The sequence below is a fragment of the Longimicrobium sp. genome (assembly GCF_036280135.1).
In the GTDB taxonomy this organism is placed as follows: Bacteria; Gemmatimonadota; Gemmatimonadetes; order Longimicrobiales; family Longimicrobiaceae; genus Longimicrobium.
This window is the reverse complement of sequence record NZ_DASURI010000763.1, coordinates 1-19671: the sequence shown is the minus strand read 5'-3', so window position 1 is coordinate 19671 and position 19671 is coordinate 1. Positions and strand designations below refer to the sequence as shown.

Below are 19671 nucleotides of genomic sequence, written 5' to 3'. Positions count from 1 at the left end.
CAGGGAATAGGGAATAGGGAATAGGGAATAGCCTGCAACTGCATCGGGGCCAGGCCATCCTGCACTTGAATCTACACTCCCGCGCCCGTCGGCTCCAGCGCCCCGCGCTGTCGCGCATGGGCCCAAGCCGTTAGCATTGATCCGGATACGAGCGGATCAGCCGCCGCGCCGTATCTGGCTATTCCCTTTTCCCTGTTCCCTATTCCCTGCAGTGGCCGACCGGCGCAGATCGCTCTCCTATCGCATCGGGGCCAGCCTGGCCGCCGCGGCCGGCGGGCTGCTCACCTGGATGATCTGGCAGCTGGGGCTGGACGCGGCGCTCCTCGTCTCCCCGCCGCTTTCCATCGCGTGGATGGTGATCGTGATGGGGTTCTTCGTGCGCATCTACGCCCTGCCCGCGCGGTGGAACAAGCGCGGACGGGCCCGCTCGCGCATTCGCTCGCCGGGGCGCGCGTGGCCGTGGATCGCCGTGACGGCGCCCGCCATGGCCGTGCTGCCCCTGGCCCTGTGGACCGTGCTGCTGGCCCTGGGGCTGGGGCACGAGGAGGCGTATCCCGAGCAGCTGGAGACGTGGCTGGCCAGGCCCGGCGGCGAGCTGGCGTTCGTGCTGCTGGCCGTGGCCGTGGCGCCCGTGCTGGAGGAGTTCGGTTTTCGGGGATGGATCCAGCGGCCCGTGGAGCGGCTGCTGGGAGCGCGGGTGGCCATCCCAGCCACGGCCCTGCTCTTTGCCATCGCGCACTTTCAGCCCGACTACCTGCCGGTGCGGCTGGCGGGCGGGCTGGTGCTGGGGCACGCGGTGTACGCCACGCGCTCCATCTGGGCGGGCGTGGCCCTGCACGTGGCGTGGAACGCCGGCGCGCTGGCCTTTAGCGCGGCCTTCCCGGACTTTGACCCCACGGCAAAGGGCTGGGCGTGGGCGGGACCGGCCGCGGGGGCGGCGCTGGTGAGCCTGGTGTGGTGCGCGTGGGGCGTGCGGCGCATGCAGGACGCGGCCGCGGCGGGCACGGGCGCCCGCGGGGCGGCCCGGGGCCGCCCCGTGGAGCAGTCCTGAAGCGAGGCTACGAGGCCTCGCCGCCCTCGGACGCGTAGCGCGCCTGCAGCTCGCTCACCCACGCGGGGCGCGGCTTGCCGCTCTGCTCGTACCCGCGCGCCACGCAGTCGATGAGGCACGCGGCCGTGTCGCGCCGCGGGTCCGGCGACAGGTCGTGCACCAGCACCGCCAGCGCGGCCGCCGCGTCCTGCGACGCCACCTCGCCGGCCTGCAGCGACGCGTACTGCACGTACCAGTTGCGCAGGCGGCGCAGCGTGGGCGAGTACGGCGCCGTGCCCAGCAGGAACTTCTTGAGCCCCGTGGGGCTCATGCCGATCTCCCGGGCCACACTGCGCAGGGAGGTGTTCTCCACGCGCGCCGCCGCGGTCTCCCGCAGGTGCTTGATGGTGGCGTTGCGGGGATCGGCCGCGTTGTTCTCCTTCATCTCCGAGATTCCTTCCCAAATGTGTGCCAAAGGGTGCTCCGGCGCCGGATCACGACACTATCATAATACCGAAGAAAATCCGAAGCAAGGGTCGTGCGAATGCCTGTAACCCGGCGCACGGTGTGCACTTGGACAACGTTCACCACTTCACCTGCTTCCCTTCCCCGACGGCCGGACACCGCTCCCGCTCTCTGTTCCGCCGGCGGCGCGAACGGAACGGGTGGCTTCCTCCCTCGCAACGCCGACAGCGTCCACCTGTGGCCACCTGTGGCGCGATGGGTGCGGACCGCGGCTGGCGGAATCTCGGAACCTGCCCGTGGGAACGCAAGAATCTCGTGCAATCCCAAACACTTTATACACGAAATAAATCAGAAAAGGAAACATATTTCTGTCCAATATCAACGGATTGTCCAGATGTGAGCTTTCAGAGCCAGCTTCCAGACGCCACGAACTTCTACAAAGTGTCTCACGCAGAGGGAGCAGGGGCAGCAGAGTCCTTCATCGCGCGGGGAAGTCCTCTGCTGCCCCTGCTCCCCCTGCGTGAGAATGGTTTATTGGATTTGGGTTTCCCGCGATGCGATCGTTACAGCTGCCGCATTGCCGCCAACCCCTGTATCCGTGCATACTTTGCACAAGCAGCCGTGACACAGGCCGGCCAGGCGGGCCCCGTTCCCCGCCCGCGCCGTTACAGAAAGACGCTTTCCCATGCGCGCAGAAGAATCTCCGTTTTCCGCCCACGGCACCGCGCCCCGGCCCCTTCCGCTGCACCCCGCCGATCCACCGTCCGCCGCGTCCGACTCGCCCCTCCAGGCGCCCGCGCCGGCTGAACCGCTCGTGGCCGAGGTGGCCACGCCGCCGCTGCCCCGCGCCGTGCGGCCGCAGGACGTGCCGCCGGGGGCGCCGCTGGACCACCCATCGCTGTACTTCAACCGCGAGCTGGGGTTGCTGGACTTCAACTGGCGCGTGCTGGCGCAGGCCCGCGATCCGCGGGTGCCCCTCCTGGAGCGTGTGCGCTTCCTGGCCATCAGCGCCAGCAACCTGGACGAGTTCTTCCAGAAGCGCGTGGGCGGCCTCAAGCGGCAGGTGGCCGCCGGCGTGCAGACGCCCTCGCTGGACGGCCGCGGCCCCGGCGAGCAGCTGGCCCTCATCGCCGACGCGGCCGCCGAGATGTACGCCGCCATCACCCACGCGTGGGAGCACGAGCTCTGCCCGCTGCTCCGCGACCAGGCCGACGTGGTCGTGGCGGACTGGACGGAGCTCGACGGCGACCAGCAAAAGGAGCTCAACCGGTACTTCCGCGCCAACGTCTACCCCGTCCTCACGCCGCTGGCCGTGGATCCCGGGCACCCGTTCCCCTTCATCAGCAACCTGAGCCTGTCGCTGGCCGTGCTCATGCGGCACTCCGCCCGCAACACGCTGCACTTCGCGCGGCTCAAGGTGCCCACGGCGCAGGGGCGGTGGATCCCCGTTCCCCGCTCGCCCCATCCGCACCACGTGGTGCCCCTGGAGCAGGTGATCCAGGCCAACGTGGCGGAGCTGTTCCCGGGGATGGAGATCGTGAGCGCCAGCGCCTTTCGCGTCACGCGCAACGCCGACGTGGACCGCGACGACGACGAGACGGACGACCTGCTGGAGATGATCAGCGAGGAGCTGCGCGAGCGGCGCTTTGCCCCCGTCGTGCGCCTGGAGGTGGAGCGCGGGATGCCGCCCGAGGTGCGCGACCTGCTCGTCCGCGAGCTGGAGTTGGAGACGGCCGACGTGTACGAGGCCGCCAACCTGGTGGACCACGCCGAGTGCATGGCCATCGCCGAGCTGGACCTGCCCGCGTTCAAGTACGAGCCGTGGGAGCCCGTGGTGCCCGAGGCCCTGAGCCACGAGGGCGAGACGGAGGACGAGCGCAACATCTTCTCCATCCTGCGCCGGGGCGACGTGCTGGTGCAGCACCCGTACGAGTCGTTCACGGGCAGCGTGCAGCGGCTGCTGGACGAGGCGGCGGCGGACCCCAGCGTGCTCGCCATCAAGATGACGCTGTACCGCACGGGCGGGCAGTCGCCCGTGGTGCAGGCGCTGCTGCGCGCGGCCGAGCGGGGCAAGCAGGTGGCCGTGCTGGTGGAGCTCAGCGCCCGCTTCGACGAGGCCAACAACATCGCCGGGGCGGAGCAGATGGAAGACGCCGGCGTGCACGTGACCTACGGCCTGGTGGGCCTCAAGACGCACAGCAAGGTCACCCTCATCGTGCGGATGGAGGACGGCCGCCCGCGCACCTACTGCCACATCGGTACGGGCAACTACCACGCGCGGACCACGCGCCTGTACACCGACCTGGGGCTGCTGACGTCCAACCCCGAGATCGGCGCCGACCTGGTGAACTTCTTTCACTTCCTCACGGGGTACGCGCCCGACCAGCACTACGACCGGCTGATCGTGGCGCCGCGCGACATGCGCCGGGTGATGGAGGAGCGCATCCGCCGCGAGGTGCAGGCCCAGCGCGAGGGACGCACGGGGCGCATCGTCGCCAAGATGAACGCGCTGGACGACGCGGAGATCATCCAGGAGCTGTACCGCGCGTCGCAGGAAGGCGTGCAGGTGGATCTCATCGTGCGCGGGCACTCGCGGCTGCGGCCGGGGCTGCCCGGGTACAGCGACAACATCCGGGTGATCAGCATCCTGGGGCGTTTTTTGGAGCACGACCGCATCTACCTGTTCCACAACGGCGGCGACCCGGAGATCTACATGGGCAGTGCCGACTGGCGGGGGCGCAATCTCAGCGAGCGCGTGGAGACCATGGTGCCCGTGCTGGACCCCGCCCTGCGCGCGCGGCTGGTGGACGTGCTGGACTACGCCCTGCGCGACAATCGCCTGGCGTGGGAGCTGAACGCGGATGGCCAGTACGTGCAGCGCCGCCCGGCCCCCGGGGCGGACGAGGTGAACTACCAGGAGCTGCTGATGCGCGACGCCGTGGCCCGCGCGCGCGCCGCCGCGCGCCCCTGGGAGCTGACGGTCTGACGCGGTACGGAGGTACGGAGGTACGGAGGTACGGAGGTACGGAGGTACGGAGGTACGGAGGAGGGGACGCGGTGACGGGTCGAGCGCACCGCTCCATGAAGCGGGAGAGAGGGCCTCGTCACGCCGCCGACGGGGCCCTTGCCGTTCTACCGCGCCGCCTGCAGCGGCACGAGGCCCACGACCTGCACGCCCGCCGCGCGGCTGGCGTCCACCGCGCTAACGACGTCGCCGTAGGCGATGGATTCCGCGCCCTTTACGAAGAGCACCTTGCGCTGCCGTTCCGCGAAGACGCGGGCGAGCGACTCCTCCAGGCGGCCGGCGGGGATGGGCTGGCGGTTGAGCAGGTAACGGCCGCCGGGCTCCACCTCCAGCACCAGGTTCTCCGCCGGGGGAATCACCGTCTCCACGTCCCTGGGCGGCGGCACCATCACGCCAAGCCCGCGCTGCAGCCCCTGCTGCACGACCATGAAGATGATGAGCAGCACCAGCAGCACGTCGATCATGGGCGTCATGTTGATCTCGCTGATGCCGCCGCCCTTCCGTCCGCCGATTCCCATCGCCATGCGTCCTCCTCGCTCGGGTTCAGTTACGCTCGCACTCTCGCACTCTCGCACTGCCGTTCAGTCCCGCGCCGCGTCCGTGATCATGGCCACGTGCCGCACGCCGACTTGCCGCGCGGAGTCCATGGCGCGCAGGACGGTGGCGTAGGAGGCACCGTCGTGGGCCTTGAGGTAGAGGGTGTTGTCGCCAGGGACGCCGCGGGCCGTGTAGGCGGCCTGGAGGCGCGCGGCGAGGGCGTCGGGGTGGATGGGGCCGGGTTGGGGCACGTCGGCGATCCAGTAGCGTCCTGCGTCGTCGATGCCCAGCGTGACGCGGTCCTCGGGGGCGGGGGCGGCCTCGCGTGCCCGGGGGAGCGTGGCGGTGAAGGGGATGGTGGCCGACGTCACCATGAAGATGATGAGCAGCACGAGCATCACGTCGATCATGGGCGTGACGTTGATCTCGGTGCTGAGCCCCACGTCCGGCGGCCGGGTGCGAACGGGCATGTGGTCCTCCTGTGCTGTCGGTGTGTACAGGAAGAACGACGCATCCCGCCGCGTTTCTGACACGCGACAACCCGACTGCATTCTCACGCAGAGCCGCAGAGCCGCAGAGTACTTCGCGGCGCGAGGAGCCCCTCTGCTGCCCCTGCTCCCTCTGCGTGAATAAGCAGTTGCAGTTCCTCTGCGCCCTCTGCGGCTCTGCGTGAGAAAGCCGTTGCCCCGGAGCCCAGCACAAACGAAAGAGCCGGCGGCCCCTGAAAGGGACCGCCGGCTCTTTGCGTGGAGCGAAAGGGCAGTGCTTACTGCGCCGCCGGGGTAACCGTGGCCGGCCCCTTCTCGGGGAGCGGCACCAGGCCCACCAGCGTGATGTCGGCCGCGCGGCTGGCGTCCACGGCGCGAATGACCTCGCCGTACGTCAGGTTCTCCGCGCCCTTCACGAAGATCACCTTGCGGGCGCGCGTCGAGAACGTCTGCCGGAGAAAGTTCTCCAGGTCGGCGGCCGCGACGGGCTGCCGGTTCACGAAGTACGCGGGGCCCGGCTCCACCTCCAGCACGATCTGCGAATCGTCGGGCGGCTTCTGGGCGATCTCTTCCTTCTCCTTGGGCGGCGGCACCTGAACGCTCAGACCCCGCTGCAGGCCCTGCTGCACCACCATGAAGATGATGAGCAGCACCAGCAGCACGTCGATCATGGGCGTCATGTTGATCTCGCTCATCGAGCCGCCCTTGCTTCCGCCAACTCCCATTGCCATGGGATCAAACCTCCTTGCTGGGTTGTCGGAGCCCGTCGGGCGGCGGCCCGGGCAGGGCCGCCGGGACAGGCGGGGACGGCTTTACTCGCGGACCACGCGAGCGCCCGCGGGCAGCTCGGTGATGGTGCCGATGCGGCGCACGCCTGCTTGGCGGGCCGCGTCGATGGCCAGGAGCACCGTCTCGTACCGCACGCCGTTGTCCGCCTTGAGGTACAGCGTGTGGTCGTTCGGGTCACCCCGCTGCGTGTACGTCTCCTGCAGGCGGCCCTGCAGCTGGGCGAGGGGGATGGGGCCCGGGTTGGGCACGTCCTCGATCCAGTACTGGCCGTTCTTGTCCACGCCCAGCGTGACGCGCTCGTCCTTCTCGGGCGCCGACATCTTGGCCTTGGGCAGCTTGGCCTCGTACGCCAGCGCCGGGGTCACCACCATGAAGATGATGAGCAGCACCAGCATCACGTCGATCATGGGGGTGACGTTGATGTCCGAGGTCACGCCCGAGTCGATGCCGGCCACCTTGGGGAGCACCGAGCCGCCGAAGCTCGCGCCCCCGCCGTGTCCTCCTGCCATGGCTCAGTCTCCGCCGTACGTGGCGCCCGCGCCGGTGTGGCCCAGCTCGCGGCGGGCCTGACGGGTCATCATCCAGTCGATCATCTCGCGGCCGGCGTAGGCCAGCTCCGAGAACAGCGTGTCCAGCTTGGCCGTGAAGTAGTTGTACAGCCACACCGCGGGGATGGCCGCCACCAGGCCGATGGCCGTGGCGATCAGGGCCTCGGCGATACCGCCCGACACGGCCTCGAGGCCGCCGCCCTGCTCGGCCATGCCCATGAACGAGTTCACGATGCCCAGCGTGGTGCCCAGCAGGCCCACGAACGGCGCCGTGGAGCCGATGGTGGCCAGGATGCCCAGGCCGCTCTTGAGCTCGTTGGCCAGCAGGATCTGCTCACGCTCCACGGAGCGCTCGCAGCTCACGATGGCGGCGCCGGCGGCGCGGGGGTCGTTCAGCAGCGGGGCAACCTCGCGAAGCGACTCACCCAGCACGCGGGCCACGTGGCTCTTGGGGTACTGGTCGGCCAGCGCCAGGGCCTCGGGGATGTTGTCGTTCTCCAGCGCGCTGGAGAAGGCCGGGGCGAACTGCTTGGTCGCCTTGGCCATGCGGCGGAAGATGAGCCACTTCCAGATGGCCACCGACAGCGACGCGATGCTCATCAGCACGAGGAAGATTACGATTCCCCGGTTGATCATCCCGGTGTCGGCCCAGATCTTCTGCAAATTCATGCTTGCGTTCTCCTCAGCGCGCCTGCGCCGTCCGTTTGGTGTTGACTGCCCTGTGCGTTGCGCGGCACGCGGTCCGCGCCGTTCTCGTTACCTGCACCACCCTGCCCGGCCCCGGGGGGCGGGCGCGCCGCGCGGCCCGATTCGCGCGGCGCCTGCTGCCGGTCCTGCGTCGATCAGCTCACCGTCCACTGGATGGGAAGCTCCACCCACACCTTCACGGGGCGACCGTTCACCTTGGCCGGACGGAAGCGCAGGCGCTGCACCGACCGGATGGTGGGGTCGTTGAACTGCTCGTGCGACGAGCTCGTCACCTGGATGCTGCCGGCGTCCACCGTGCCGTCCTCCATGACGCGCATGCGCACCTGCACGGTGCCGGTCACGCGGGCGTCGCGCAGCAGGGGCGGGTAGTTGCGCTCCAGCTGGCGCCGCAGGTCCTGGATGTTGGTGGGCCGCGGCTGCTCTTCCACGGCGGAGAGCTCGTAGGTGCCCTCGTCCGGCGGCGTCACGCGCTCCACCGTGCTCTGGGCCACGCCCGACTCCACGCCCTTGGCCACGCCGCCCTCGGTGCCCTGGCCCGTGAAGTCCTCGGGGTTCACCGCCTGCTCGTTGGTCGGCGGCGGCGCGATGGCCGGCGGCGGCTCCTCCGGGGGCACGATGGTCTGGAAGCCCTTCGCGACCGGGGGCGGAGTCTCCGGCTCGGGCGGCGGCGGAGGCGGCTCCGGCTCCTTGGGCTTCTCCGGCTCCGGCTCCTTGGGCTTCTCCTCCTCGATGTCGACGAAATCGACGAGTTCCTCGCGGTCCTTGGCGTTGCGCGCCTCGTTGGACGCCGCCACGACCAGCCCGCCGACCAGCACGATGTGCAGGACGCCCGAGATGACCATGTTTGTGGGCGACCAGAAGCCGGTCTTCTTGCGGCCTTCCGATGCCACCAGCTTGTTGAACATGCCCTCCTCCCCGTGGATCAACGAATTGCGCCCCGCTGGGCGCGGTGGGGTACTTCCCGCTCCGGAAGGGGAACGATCGTCCCCCTCCATTTCTGACCGTGCGAGCGAACGTTAGATCGAAACTCCGCCATACGCCCGGAGAGGCGCATGACGGAGGCAGTTCGCTTGAGCACGCTGACCGGACCGGCGCGAGCCCTGTGGCAGGGTTCTGCCGGGTAAGGTGCAGGACACTGCAGCCGCTGTCAAGGCGGCGGCGGGGATGCGTGCGTAACGAATCGCCACGGGGGCGCTCGCCACGCCCACCGGCGCGTCCAACGGGTACGGGTACCCCCGCCCGCACGCGCGGTTCCCGCGCAACCTGTGTCCATGGGCGCACTTAGCACTGCTACACACCTCTGCCGCCGGTGCGTACACGCAGGAATCATACTGCACCGTGCACACGCCTGCCGCCGCGCAAAAGCCGCGGCAAGACGGACGCACCTATTGCGTCCTGAAGTTTTTCTTTTACACGACGGCCTCTTTTTCCCTGTCCAGGCCCAGCTCCGGCGCGCGCTCCAGCGCCGTCTCCAGGGCATGGAAGCAGTCCGGGCACAGCCCCGGCCCGGCGTCGGCGCGCATGATCCCCAGCACCTGCTCGCGGGGCAGGGCACCGCGATACGGCCGCTCGGCCGACAGGGCGTCGCACACGTCCGCCACGGCCAGCACGCGGGCGGCCACGGGCAGCTCCCCGGCGGGCAGCCCGCGGTGGTAGCCGCGCCCGTCCATCCGCTCGTGGTGCGAGGCCGCCGTCTCGGCCAGGGGGCGAAAGCGGGCCACCCGCGCCAGGATGTGGTACGTGTGCTCGGGGTGCCGGCGCACGGCCGAAAACTCCTGTTCAGTCAGTTTTCCCGGCTTGTCCAGGATGCGGTTGGACACGCCCAGCTTGCCCACGTCGTGCAGCAGGGCGGCCCGGCGCAGGTCCCGCAGCGCCTCGGGGCCAAAGCCCAGCACGCGCGCCACGGCGTCCGCGTACAGGGCCACGCCCTCCGAGTGGCGAAACGTGAACGGCGACTTGGCGTCGATCACCCGCGCGAACGCGTGGGCAATGCGGTCCAGCCGCTCCTCGTCCGCCGTCAGCACGCGGTCCGCGGGCTCCAGGGCGGCGGCGCGCGCGCGCGCGTCGCCGTCGCTGAGCCCGGCCCAGAAGGCGCCGTCGGCCCGCAGCGAGTGCAGGGCGCGCACGAGGTCGGGATCGAACCACTTGCCCGCGCGGTCACGGGCCACGCCCAGCGCCGCCTGGAAGCCGAAGACGGAGTGGTACGTCTCCACCGTCTGCGCCAGGCCGGCGATGCGCGCCAGGAGGGGGATCTGCTCCCCCGCCAGCCCCAGGGGAATGCCGCGGCCGTCCCAGTGCTCGTCCAGGGCACGGATGGCGGCCGCCGTGTCGTCCGTCATCTCCAGCATGCGGGCGATGTCGGCGCCGCGCTCGCAGCGGGTGCGCACCAGCTCCGTCCCCACGGGACCCGCGCCGGCAAAGCCCGCGACCTGGCGGGCCTTGGCGAGCAGCGAGGCGCCGGGGCGAACGTTGCGCACCACGTGCACGAACGACCGCCAGCCGCTGGCCCAGTCCGTGGCCTTCCACGTCTGCTTGACGGTGTGGTCGTCCGCGCCAAAGAGCTCGCAGGTGGCGGCGGCGTTGGCCGAGCAGCCGGCGTCCTTGAGCAGCAGGGCGTAGAACAGCGACGAGCGCGCGTCCGCGTCCAGGCCGATCTCGCGCGCGATCCGCATCCCGATCAGGCAGGTGCGCACGGAGTGTCCCTCCGGCGCGCCCTCGGTCAGGTCCAGGGCGTACGACAGCGCCGCGATCACCTCCGACAGCCGGATGTCGCCGTCTTCCGGGGCTGACTCGGCGGATGGGTGTGGATTCGCGGGCGGGGCGGACGAATCGTCTTCGTGAAGGATCATGGCATTGTGAACTGCTGGACCTGGGCGTGCCCCTCCGCTGCGCTCCGAGCCCCCGGCGCGCGCCGCGTTCCGTCGGTATCGGACGGATCACGCGTGCGCGGAGCGCCCCCCATCCCCGACCCTTCCCCCATAAACTGCATGGGGGAAGGGAGAACTTCATCGCGGGGAGCATGGCTCACGCCGGCAGCAACCCGCCCCCTCCCCGCTCGTTCCTCGCGGAGAGGGGGACAGTCGACTTGGCGCGCCGACGCCGAAGCCGCTCGCTCGGGCTGCGCGCACGCCACGGCATTCGCCCGGCCCGGACCCGTCGGCGAAGGCCGACATCACGCTTCCGGAGCCGCGACTTCAGTCGCCGGGCCCGGCTGGGAGCCCGCCATCCGCACCGCCCCCCGACACCACGCGGATCCTCATCCGCCGCGCGTCGTCAGGGCTCGGCGCGGAGCAGGTCCAGGATCAGCGGCGTGATGCTCAGCTGCGTCGGCCGCTCGCCGACGGCGCGCCGCACGCGGGCCCGGATGGCGCCGCCCGCCACGCCGGGATGCGCCACCAGCAGCGGGATCTCGCTGTCCTGCGGCGTGGGGCTGCCGTGCCAGCTGTGGTACCCGCTGCTGAAGTAGAAGCGCTCCTCCACGGGCAGGTGCAGCCCCGTGCGCGCCAGCAGCAGCACGTCGCCCGCGTGGTGGCCGTACGGGCCCGCGCCCAGGCCGTCCAGCCGCCGCGCCAGGTCCCGCAGCTCCGGGCGCGGGTGGGCCGCCAGGTACTCGTCCACGGGCACCAGCCGCCGGCCGTCGAACACCTGGAAGGGCAGGGCATCCTGCCCCACGGGCCGCGGCGGCCGCGCGAACACCAAGTCGATCGTCCCGCGCAGGGCCGGCACGCCCGCGCCCGTGCGGCTGGCCTCCCAGAACGCGCGTGCCACGGGGAGCACGTCCTGCTCCATCCGCGGCCCGCGCTTCCAGTCGCAGCGGGTGCCGGGGCGCGGACAAGTGCCGCGGTCCGCCAGGTACACGTAGGCAAAGGCGCCCTGGTAGGCCACGGCGGCCTGGTAGTCCGCGTCCGCCGAATCCACGTCGAGCTCCAGCGGCCGCATGCGGAAGCCGAGATTCCGCAGCACCTGCGGCGGCTCGTCGTCGCCCTCCGCGCCCAGCGTGTGGTGATCGTCGCTCAGCACGGGCGTGTGGCCGTGGTCCGCCACGAACACGATCCACGTGCCGTCCAGCGCGCCCGCCCGCCGGTACGCCTCCAGGATGCGGCCGATGGCGGGGTCCACCACCCGGCCCAGGTACGACACCTGGTCGTCCAGCGGGTGCGCGGCCACGTGCGTGTACAGGTCCACGCCGGGAAAGTACACGGTCTGCAGGTCCGCCACGCCGTGCCTGCCGATGCTCTCCACCAGGCTCTCGGCGGCCGTGCGGTCCAGCTCCTCGTACGCCTCCTGGCTCACGGACTCGTCGTCGCTCGTGAGGCCGCCCGCCATCTCCGTGATCATCCGCCCGTAGCTCTCCGGGGCGGGGACGGTGAGCAGGTCGGCGCCGCGGTGGAACGCCTGGAGCGAGACGTACGACCGCACGCCGGCCCGCTCGTACACGGTGGGGGCGCGCAGCACGCGGCTCATCAGCTGGTCCGTGTAGACCTGCAGCGCGTGCTCGTGCTGGGTGACGCTCACGGGGGCCGGCGCGTAGAAGCGCATCTCCTCGCGGGCGAACCACTCGTTGCCCGGCACGCCCGTGCGCGCCGGCGGCTGGCCGGTAAAGGTGCTGGCCCACGCGGCGTACGTGGTGGAGGGCAGGATGCTGAGCACCCCCGTGGCGCTCCAGCCGTGCTCGTACGTGCGCGGCGCCGTCTCGCGGCCCAGCAGCGCGGCCGTGCGCGGCATGACGCCGCCGGCCAGGGCCCGCCGCAGCTCGCCGTCGCCCACGCCGTCCAGGGCAAAGACGATCACGCGCGGTGCGCCGCGGGCGGGCTTCATGGGGTCCGCCAGCACCTTTTCGCCGCCCTGGGAGACGAGCTCGGCCACCTCGTCGGGCGCGTTGCCGCGAAACTGCATGTAGCCCAGCAGGCCGGCCGCCAGCAGGACCAGCACGAGCAGAACGAGGAGGATGCGGCGCTTCATCGTGGGGCGTACGGGTCCGGACGGGCGTGGGGTGGATGGGGATCGGCATCTCCCCAATGCGAGACGCGGGCCCGCGGGAAAGGATCCCGCGGCGCCCGCGCCGTCGTTCGTCTGCTCGGTCCTGCGAAAAGGGAAACCGTCGGGCGGTCAGGCCGCGGTTCCGACCGGCTCCAGCTCCTCGTCCATGATCATCGACGAGAGCATGGCCAGGTGCTGGGGTGTGCAGTACAGGCGAATCTCGCCCTTTTCCCCCAGCCGCATGCGCGTGCGCGTAAAACAAATCACCCGCCGCTCACCGCACAAACGGTCGAGCGCGCGGGCGGCGCGGGGGATGTCGATCTGGCCTTCCACACCTTCTCCGCGGCGGCGCCAGTTGAGATGGATGGCCACGTCCTCGGCGGAGACGGCGTCGTGCACGGTGGGGTTGAACTGGTCCTCGTCCAGCATCTCGATCACCAGCTCGCGATCGCGAAGGTACCGGTACGCCTCGTGGGCGTCGCGCAGGCACTTGTCGTCGCACGGCACGGGCTGCGTGTGCACGGCCACGAGCTCGCAGCACTCGCTTCCCACGACGGCCGCGTCGTCGCCGGATTTCCAGCGCTGCATGGCCTCGCGCTCGGCGAGCTTGCGGTTGCCCGCGTCCACGGCAAAGCGGAGGGTCTGGCGGAACGTGATCTCCACCTCGAATCGCTTCTGGTCCATCTGGTCTCTCCGGGGGTCATCGATCGGGGGGACCCGTACGTGCCGTGGCGCGTAGGGGACCGCATGCCGGGAAGCCTATGCCAGTATCGTGCTCGCGTGTTTCCAGTGGATTTCAGCGCGTGCGCTCGAATATAACCGAGTGTGGCGCATCGCGTAGTGTGCCGGTTTTTTTTCGGGTGGTGGCGGATCGGGGAGGAGTGGTCGCCGGAGCAGAATCCAGCAACCACGCCAAATCTGCCACATCAGACGCAGGTGATTGGGGGAACGATGGATAGCCGATGCGGACGGGTGATCGGGAGCCTTCATCCGCGGCGGACGGATCGCCTGGACGCGGGGCGCCCCCCATCCCCGACCCTTCCCCCACAAACGGCGTGGGGAAAGGGAGAACGGCTTCAAATCGCAGCCGTTTGGGCGCGGCTGGCGCAAACAAGCGTAGCAGAACCATCGATCTGTTTCCTCCGTGTGACGCGGTGCGCGATCCTTCGTCAATGCCGCAAACGGGCGCGGCCGCTGCCGCCCCGGATCGCCCCACTCGACAAAGGCACACCCGCCGTGAGGCGGGGCCGCAAAGCCAGGAGTCTCCCCCCGCGGAGATCGTCCGGTTGCCAACGGTGTCGGTGGTCCGGGGCCCAGCCGCCGGAGCGTACCGGCAACGCAATGCACCACGGAGTACGAACGATGAAGCACATGCACGGAAAGCTGGCCCTGTCCCTGTTCACCGCGCTGGCGCTGGCCGCCTGCGACGGCGGCACGGGCAGCGCGGGCGGGTCGCGGGTGTCCGTCCGCCTGACGGACGCCCCCGGCGACCTCAAGGAGGCGTGGGTCAAGGTGGACCGCATCTACCTCAAGGGCGGGGCGGACAGCATCAACGGCGGCAACGCGGACCTGCTCACCACGCGCACGGGCTGGGTGGACCTGCTCACACTGTCGGGCGGCCGCACGGCGGAGCTGGTGAACGGGGTGACGGTGCCCGGGGGGCGCTACTCGGAGATGCGCTTCGTGGTCTGCGAGGCGTACGTGGTCACGCGCGAGGGCGACGTCTACGCTTCGCGCGACGCCGCGCTCCCCGCCGGCGTCACGGCGGACGGCACGCTGCAGATGCCCTCGGCGTGCAGCAGCGGCTTCAAGGTCAAGTTCCCCGCGGACTCGTCGCTCAACCTGCAGGGCGAAAGCACCATCGTCACGGTGGACTTCGACGTGAGCCAGAGCTTTGGCCACCAGGCCGGCAACAGTGGCCGCTGGATCATGCACCCCGTGCTGCAGGCCACGTCGGTGGGCTTCTCGGGCGGCATCGCGGGCACGGTGGCGGTGGCGCAGGGCCTCGCGCTGCCCACCTGCGGCGGCGCGCCGGTGGCGCTCACGGCGTTCGTGCCGCAGGCCACGGCCGGCGCCACCACGTACAGCAGCGCGGTGGGCACGGACGGCCGCTACCGCATCACCGTTCCCGGCGGCACGTACACCATGGCGTACGCCCCGGCGCTGAGCTTTGCCAACGGCGACTCGCTGATGGTGACGGCCACGCCGGCCCCGGCCACGGCCACGGTGGGCTCCGGCGCCACGGCCACGGTGGACTACACGGTCACCGCCGCCACCTGCAAGCCCAAGGCGTAAGCCCCGGCGCTTTGGACGATGCGGAACGGCCTCCCTCGCGGAGGCCGGCCGTTTCTCGTGCGGGATCGCTTTACGGAAGGATTGCACACGGGGCCTGCGGCCAACGGAGTCAACGGTTTTCTTTCGATCCGTTACCGTTCACCCCGTTGGCCGAAGGCCCCGTGTGAGAATGCAGTATCAATCCGCCGCCCCGGTATCCTCCGCCTTGTGGGCCACGAGGCCGAACATGAGCGGCAGGGCCGGGACGCCGTCCGGAAGGCGCCAGCGCCGGCCCGGCTCCATCACCATCTCGTGGAACGGCCTGTACCCGTTGCTGTACGGCCACTCGCGCAGCTCGCCGATCCGCAGGCCCGCATCCACCACCGCCTGCACCACGTCGCCCAGCCCCCAGGCGAACTCGTACGTGGGATGCGGATTGCGGAACGCCTCCCCCGCCGGCGCGCCGCCCTCCGGCAGCAGCCCGCCCGCGGAATCCGCCACGTAGTCGCCGATGCCCTCCGCCACCGGGATGGGCGCGCCGCCGCCGGAGTACGGGTGCCGCAGCGCCAGCTCCTCGTCGAACATCCCCAGCACGGGATGGAACTCCACCAGCACCAGCCGTCCGCCCGGCGCCAGCACGTCCGCGATCCCCCGCGCCCACGCCCGCAGGTCCGACAGCCATGACAGCACGCCGTACGACGAGAACGCCACGTCGAAGCGCCGTCCGCCGCCGCGCGCGTCGCGCAGCCAGTCGTAGACGTCGGCCCGCTCGAACCGTGCGGCGATCCCGCTCTCCGCCGACAGCCGCCGCGCGAACGCCACCGCCTCGTCGCTGATGTCCACGCCCGTGGCGCGCGCGCCCAGCCGCGCCAGGCTCAGCGTGTCCTGCCCCGCGTTGCACTGCAGGTGCACGAGCGCGCGGCCGTCCACGTCGCCCAGCAGCGCCAGCTCCTCGGGAAAGAGCGTGCTGCCGCCCGCGCGAAGAAAGGCGGCCTGGTCGCCCTTGTGGCGGTTGTGCGCCTCCGTCGCCGCGTTCCACGAGCGGCGGTTGGCCTCGTGCACGTCGCGGCGCGGGAGGTCGGGCACGATCTCGGACATGATGGAGTCAGACGTGGCGGATGCCGAACAGGCGGCGCAGGCGGTTGCGCATGCGCCGCCACCACCCGCGCGCGTCGCGATCGGCGTACGCGATGTCGGAGCTTTCCAGGTCCGCCCACAGGCGCAGCCCGCCGGCCGACAGGAACAGCAGCATCAGGCCGCCCAGGGTGGGCTCGGGAGCGATGCCCCACGTCCGCGCCACGAACAGGCTGCCGAAGGTGAACGCCGTCAGCCCGGCCAACTGCAACAGCGCGGGCACGCTCACCAGGGGCGACCCGCGCGGATCGCTGTCCACGGCCGGCGGGGGAAGCATCTCCGCGCGCGGGTGCCGCTCGGCCTCCGCCATGAAGCGGCGGATGAACGCGACGGTCTGGGGCGGGGCGGGATCTTCCTCCAGCACGATCCAGCGCCGGTCGCGGCTCACCACGGCCAGCCCCGCCAGCGATCCTTCCAGCGTGGCGCCGCGGTCCGTCATCTCGCCCCAGGCGATGCGCGACCACTCGCTCTCCCCCGGCTTCGTGTCGTTGCGCCAGAGCGCGATGCCGTCCGCGTTCAGCACGTACTCGTGCCGCCAGCGCAGAATCCCGCGCAGGCGCACGCCGGCCACAACGCACAGCACGGCGATCCACGCCACGGCCCGCCCGGACTCGGCGGGCGTCTCCATCCATCCCAGCGCGCTGGCCACCACCCCCGCGACGATGGCGATGGCGGCGAGCACCATGGCGAACTCGGGCACGCGGTCGCCGCGCCATCCCTCGCGAACAACGGTCATCGGCTCCAGCGGCGCGGCCTCTTCCACGGCGGGAAGGGCGCCCGGCGCCGGATCCAGGTCCGCCTCGATTTGCCCGGCGGTGCGCTCACCCGTCCGCATCCGCACCTCGCCTGCCGATGACCAGGGGCTGGTAGAACGCGTCGTCGGCCAACCGCCGCACGTCGCGGAATCCCGCCTCGCGCATCAGCTCCAGCAGGCACGTGACGGGGAGGGCGTAGTAGGTGGCGCGCATGGCGTGCGTCCGCGTCTCGCCGCCGTGGTCCTCCACCACGTACATCGTCGTGTCGTACAGGGGCGGATGCGGGTCCCAGAGCTGAAAGACGATCCAGCGCGCGCCGTCCGCCTCGCGCACGCCGTGCGGGTGCAGCCGCTGCGCCTGGAGGTCGATGGCGCCGTAGTCGCGGATGGAAACCAGGCAGATGCCGCCCGGCGCCGTGCATCGCCGCAGCTCGCGGAGCGCCTGGAGGATGTCGTCGTCCGTCAGCAGGTGGGGGAGCGCGTTGTCGGCGCAGAGCACGACGTGGAAGCGGCGGCCGTGCGCCTCCCACGCCGCGCGCATGTCCGCCGGACGGGCGTCGATCCGCAGCCCGCGCCGCGTTGCCTCGTCGCCCAGCCGGCGGACGGCGCCGGGCGAAAGATCCGACGCGGCCACGTCGTATCCCAGCGCCGCCAGCCCCAGGCTCTGCGTGCCGATGCCGGCCGCGACGTCCAGCACCGTCCGCGCCCCGGCGGCTTCCGCGCGGATCACGGCGTCCAGCGCCGCCGCCTGCCGCGCGATGCTCGCGTCCCAGTCCGGGTAGACCAGGTGGTAGTACGGCGCGAGCGCGTCGTAGAAGTCGCGCGTGGACGGCCCGTCAACTTCCGGGGGGGATTCTGGCGTCGCGGGACCGGACAGCGGCATCGGGATGCTGGGCGGACGGGAAGGAACGACACGGGAAGGAGATACGAAGTATGCGATGATCTTCATCACACGCAACCCGTCGCGGGACTGGCCGGATCCATTCGTTTCCACCCGGGCCTTGATGCGCCATGCGTTCCGCGTATCTTCTTTCCAGTCGAGAGCCCACTTTCGCACTCTCGCACTTTCGCACTCCTTGGCCGAGGCGCCTCTGCGTACCGCCGACATCTCCGTGATCCGCCAGGCCGCGCACCGCGCGCGCTGAGGGAACGGAGCACCACACCCGGACCGCCGTGGTCCGGCACATCCTGGTCATCCCCTTCCTTCAGGGCTTCGCGGCCGCGGTCCTGGCGTGGCTCGCGCACGCCGTCCGGACACCGCCGGCCGGCACAACCGTGCCCACGCGGCGCGCATCCCGTTGCGCCGCGGACCAGGAGATCTCTCCAAGTGACTCAATCGATTTCGAACCTCGCGTCCCTCGGGTGGGACGCGGATTTCGCGCGTGACTTCGTACCGTTCGGCGCGGAGGGGCGCGTGCCCGCGCGCGTCGTGGCCGAGCACCGCGGCCGCTACGTGGTGGACGACGGCGCCGGCGAGCGGCCGGCCACGCTCGCCGGCCGCCTGCGCCACCACGTCCGCGCCCGCGAGGACCTGCCCGCCACGGGCGACTGGGTGGCGCTGGACGCCGGCGCGGACGGCGCCGCCTCGATCCACGCCGTGCTCCCGCGGCGCGGCGCCTTTTTGCGCAAGGCCGCGGGCGAGGCCACGGAGGCGCAGGTGCTGGCCGCCAACGTGGACGTGGCGCTCATTGCCACGGCGCTGCCGGCGGACCTGAGCGAGCGGCGCATCGAGCGCTACCTGGCCCTGGCGTGGGAGAGTGGCGCCGTGCCCGTCGTCCTCCTCACCAAGGCGGACCTGGCGATGGACGCGGACGCGGCGGCACGGGCCGTCCGCGCCGTGGCGCCGGGCGTGGACGTGGCCGCCGTCTCCAGCGTGACGGGAGACGGACTGGATGCGCTGGGCCGATGGCTGCGGCCGGGGCGCACGGCCGTGCTGCTGGGCTCGTCCGGCGTGGGCAAGTCCACGCTCGCCAACCGGCTGATGGGTGGCGAGGTCCTGCGCACGGGCGCCGTCCGCGAGGACGGCAAGGGCCGCCACACCACCACGCACCGCCAGCTGCTCACGCTGGCGAGCGGTGCCCTGCTGATCGACACGCCGGGGATGCGCGAGCTGCAGCTCTGGAGCGCGGACACCGGCCTGGACGCCGCCTTCGCGGACGTGGAGGCGCTCGCGGCCGGCTGCCGGTTCGCGGACTGCGGGCACGACGCGGAGCCCGGGTGCGCCGTCCGCGCGGCCGCGGAGCGCGGCGCGCTGGACCCCGCGCGGCTGGCGAGCTGGCAGCGGCTGCGGCGCGAGCTGGCATGGCTGGCCACCCGCCAGGACGAGGCCGCCGCCGCGCAGGAAAAGGCGCGCGTGCGGTCCATCCACCGGGCCCAGCGCGCCCACTACCGCCAGGGCGGCAAGCACCGCTGACTTTCCGGGCACGGATGCGGTTCGGCCGCCCGGGCGCGATGCCCGGGCGGCCGAATGCGCGTCCGCGCCGGCCGTGGCGGCGGGCCTACCGGCCGGCGGCCGGCTTCTCCAGCCGGTACATCCGCACCTGCTGCACGTCGTCGTCGTCCAGCCCCACGCCCAGGATGAAGTCCGCACCCACCTGCGTCACGCGGAACCGGGGCGGCAGGCGCAGGGTGCCCAGCATCTTTCCCTCCGTGTCGAACACGTCCCACTCCGGCCGTACGCCGGTGCCGGGCCAGGTGGGGCGCTGCACCCACAGGGCGCCGCCGTCGTCCACCAGCAGCCGCTGGAACGCCGGAAGCGCGTCCGGCAGCGGCAGCGCATCCAGCGCCTGGAGCCCGCTTCGATCGTCCGCCTGCATCCGGCGAAGGCTGTCCATGTACGCGCCCTTCACGGGCACCGGCGGCACGGTCCTGCGCACGATGCGCTCGGGCGTGCCGTCCGCGCGGCGCAGCACGACCTCGTACGCGTCGGTGGTGCCCTG

18 protein-coding genes and 1 riboswitch are annotated in these 19671 nt (G+C 71.3%); of the genes, 4 read left to right on the top strand and 14 right to left on the bottom strand.

Translation table 11 applies throughout. From position 1 onward, the window contains the following. Nucleotides 1-211 precede the first annotated feature (211 nt). Nucleotides 212-1051 (top strand): type II CAAX endopeptidase family protein, encoded by an 840-nt coding sequence (locus VFZ20_RS24725; RefSeq protein WP_329686633.1) that lies wholly within the window; start codon nt 212-214, stop codon nt 1049-1051. A 7-nt stretch (nt 1052-1058) separates the two neighbouring features. Here the strand turns inward: VFZ20_RS24725 and VFZ20_RS24720 are convergent, their stop codons facing one another. After that, nucleotides 1059-1475: a hypothetical protein gene (locus VFZ20_RS24720; protein ID WP_329686632.1), complete on the bottom strand. Its 417-nt coding sequence runs from the start codon at nt 1473-1475 to the stop codon at nt 1059-1061. Between the two features lie 705 nt (nt 1476-2180). Between VFZ20_RS24720 and ppk1 the strand changes: the two genes are divergently transcribed. Next, on the top strand, nt 2181-4481 hold the full coding sequence (gene ppk1, locus VFZ20_RS24715; protein ID WP_329686631.1) for a polyphosphate kinase 1: 2301 nt from the start codon (nt 2181-2183) through the stop codon (nt 4479-4481). A 146-nt stretch (nt 4482-4627) separates the two neighbouring features. Here the strand turns inward: ppk1 and VFZ20_RS24710 are convergent, their stop codons facing one another. The 9 genes from VFZ20_RS24710 to VFZ20_RS24670 form a co-directional block, all read right to left on the bottom strand. Further along, nucleotides 4628-5044 (bottom strand): biopolymer transporter ExbD, encoded by a 417-nt coding sequence (locus VFZ20_RS24710; RefSeq protein ID WP_329686630.1) that lies wholly within the window; start codon nt 5042-5044, stop codon nt 4628-4630. A gap of 57 nt (nt 5045-5101) precedes the next feature. After that, on the bottom strand, nt 5102-5527 hold the full coding sequence (locus VFZ20_RS24705; protein ID WP_329686629.1) for an ExbD/TolR family protein: 426 nt from the start codon (nt 5525-5527) through the stop codon (nt 5102-5104). 296 nt (nt 5528-5823) lie between these two features. Then, nucleotides 5824-6276, bottom strand: coding sequence for a biopolymer transporter ExbD (locus tag VFZ20_RS24700; RefSeq protein ID WP_329686628.1), 453 nt, complete (start codon nt 6274-6276; stop codon nt 5824-5826). A gap of 81 nt (nt 6277-6357) precedes the next feature. Next, nucleotides 6358-6843, bottom strand: a complete 486-nt coding sequence (locus VFZ20_RS24695; RefSeq protein ID WP_329686627.1) for a biopolymer transporter ExbD — start codon at nt 6841-6843, stop codon at nt 6358-6360. Between the two features lie 3 nt (nt 6844-6846). Continuing rightward, on the bottom strand, nt 6847-7551 hold the full coding sequence (locus VFZ20_RS24690) for a MotA/TolQ/ExbB proton channel family protein (protein WP_329686626.1): 705 nt from the start codon (nt 7549-7551) through the stop codon (nt 6847-6849). A gap of 173 nt (nt 7552-7724) precedes the next feature. After that, on the bottom strand, nt 7725-8495 hold the full coding sequence (locus VFZ20_RS24685) for an energy transducer TonB (RefSeq protein WP_329686625.1): 771 nt from the start codon (nt 8493-8495) through the stop codon (nt 7725-7727). A 504-nt stretch (nt 8496-8999) separates the two neighbouring features. After that, the gene (locus VFZ20_RS24680) at nt 9000-10439 is read right to left on the bottom strand and encodes an HD-GYP domain-containing protein (protein WP_329686624.1); all 1440 of its coding nucleotides are present in this window, start codon (nt 10437-10439) and stop codon (nt 9000-9002) included. Between the two features lie 424 nt (nt 10440-10863). Beyond that, the gene (locus VFZ20_RS24675; protein ID WP_329686623.1) at nt 10864-12552 is read right to left on the bottom strand and encodes an alkaline phosphatase family protein; all 1689 of its coding nucleotides are present in this window, start codon (nt 12550-12552) and stop codon (nt 10864-10866) included. A gap of 147 nt (nt 12553-12699) precedes the next feature. Next, entirely contained in the window at nt 12700-13254 is a 555-nt protein-coding gene (locus VFZ20_RS24670) for a hypothetical protein (RefSeq protein WP_329686622.1), read from the bottom strand. Between the two features lie 530 nt (nt 13255-13784). Further along, nucleotides 13785-13864, top strand: a riboswitch (cyclic di-GMP riboswitch). A gap of 68 nt (nt 13865-13932) precedes the next feature. Between VFZ20_RS24670 and VFZ20_RS24665 the strand changes: the two genes are divergently transcribed. Beyond that, nucleotides 13933-14865: a DUF4382 domain-containing protein gene (locus VFZ20_RS24665; protein WP_329686621.1), complete on the top strand. Its 933-nt coding sequence runs from the start codon at nt 13933-13935 to the stop codon at nt 14863-14865. A gap of 177 nt (nt 14866-15042) precedes the next feature. On the opposite strand, the gene VFZ20_RS24660 is transcribed toward VFZ20_RS24665, so the two are convergent. Genes VFZ20_RS24660 through VFZ20_RS24650 form a run of 3 tightly spaced genes read right to left on the bottom strand, consistent with a single transcriptional unit; the run spans nt 15043 to nt 17615 of the window. Further along, nucleotides 15043-15942 carry a class I SAM-dependent methyltransferase gene (locus tag VFZ20_RS24660; RefSeq protein ID WP_329686620.1) on the bottom strand — a complete coding sequence of 300 codons (900 nt, stop codon included), beginning with the start codon at nt 15940-15942 and terminating at the stop codon, nt 15043-15045. Nucleotides 15943-15949: 7 nt separating this feature from the next. Further along, nucleotides 15950-16813: a hypothetical protein gene (locus VFZ20_RS24655; RefSeq protein ID WP_329686619.1), complete on the bottom strand. Its 864-nt coding sequence runs from the start codon at nt 16811-16813 to the stop codon at nt 15950-15952. Beyond that, on the bottom strand, nt 16800-17615 hold the full coding sequence (locus VFZ20_RS24650) for a class I SAM-dependent methyltransferase (protein ID WP_329686618.1): 816 nt from the start codon (nt 17613-17615) through the stop codon (nt 16800-16802). The genes VFZ20_RS24655 and VFZ20_RS24650 overlap by 14 nt, the downstream gene beginning before the upstream one ends. Nucleotides 17616-18146: 531 nt before the next feature. Between VFZ20_RS24650 and rsgA the strand changes: the two genes are divergently transcribed. Then, nucleotides 18147-19145 carry a ribosome small subunit-dependent GTPase A gene (rsgA, locus tag VFZ20_RS24645; protein ID WP_329686617.1) on the top strand — a complete coding sequence of 333 codons (999 nt, stop codon included), beginning with the start codon at nt 18147-18149 and terminating at the stop codon, nt 19143-19145. An 85-nt stretch (nt 19146-19230) separates the two neighbouring features. Here rsgA and VFZ20_RS24640 read toward each other — a convergent pair. Continuing rightward, nucleotides 19231-19671, bottom strand: a 441-nt coding sequence (locus tag VFZ20_RS24640; RefSeq protein WP_329686616.1) for a hypothetical protein, incomplete at its 5' end; no start/stop codon positions are given.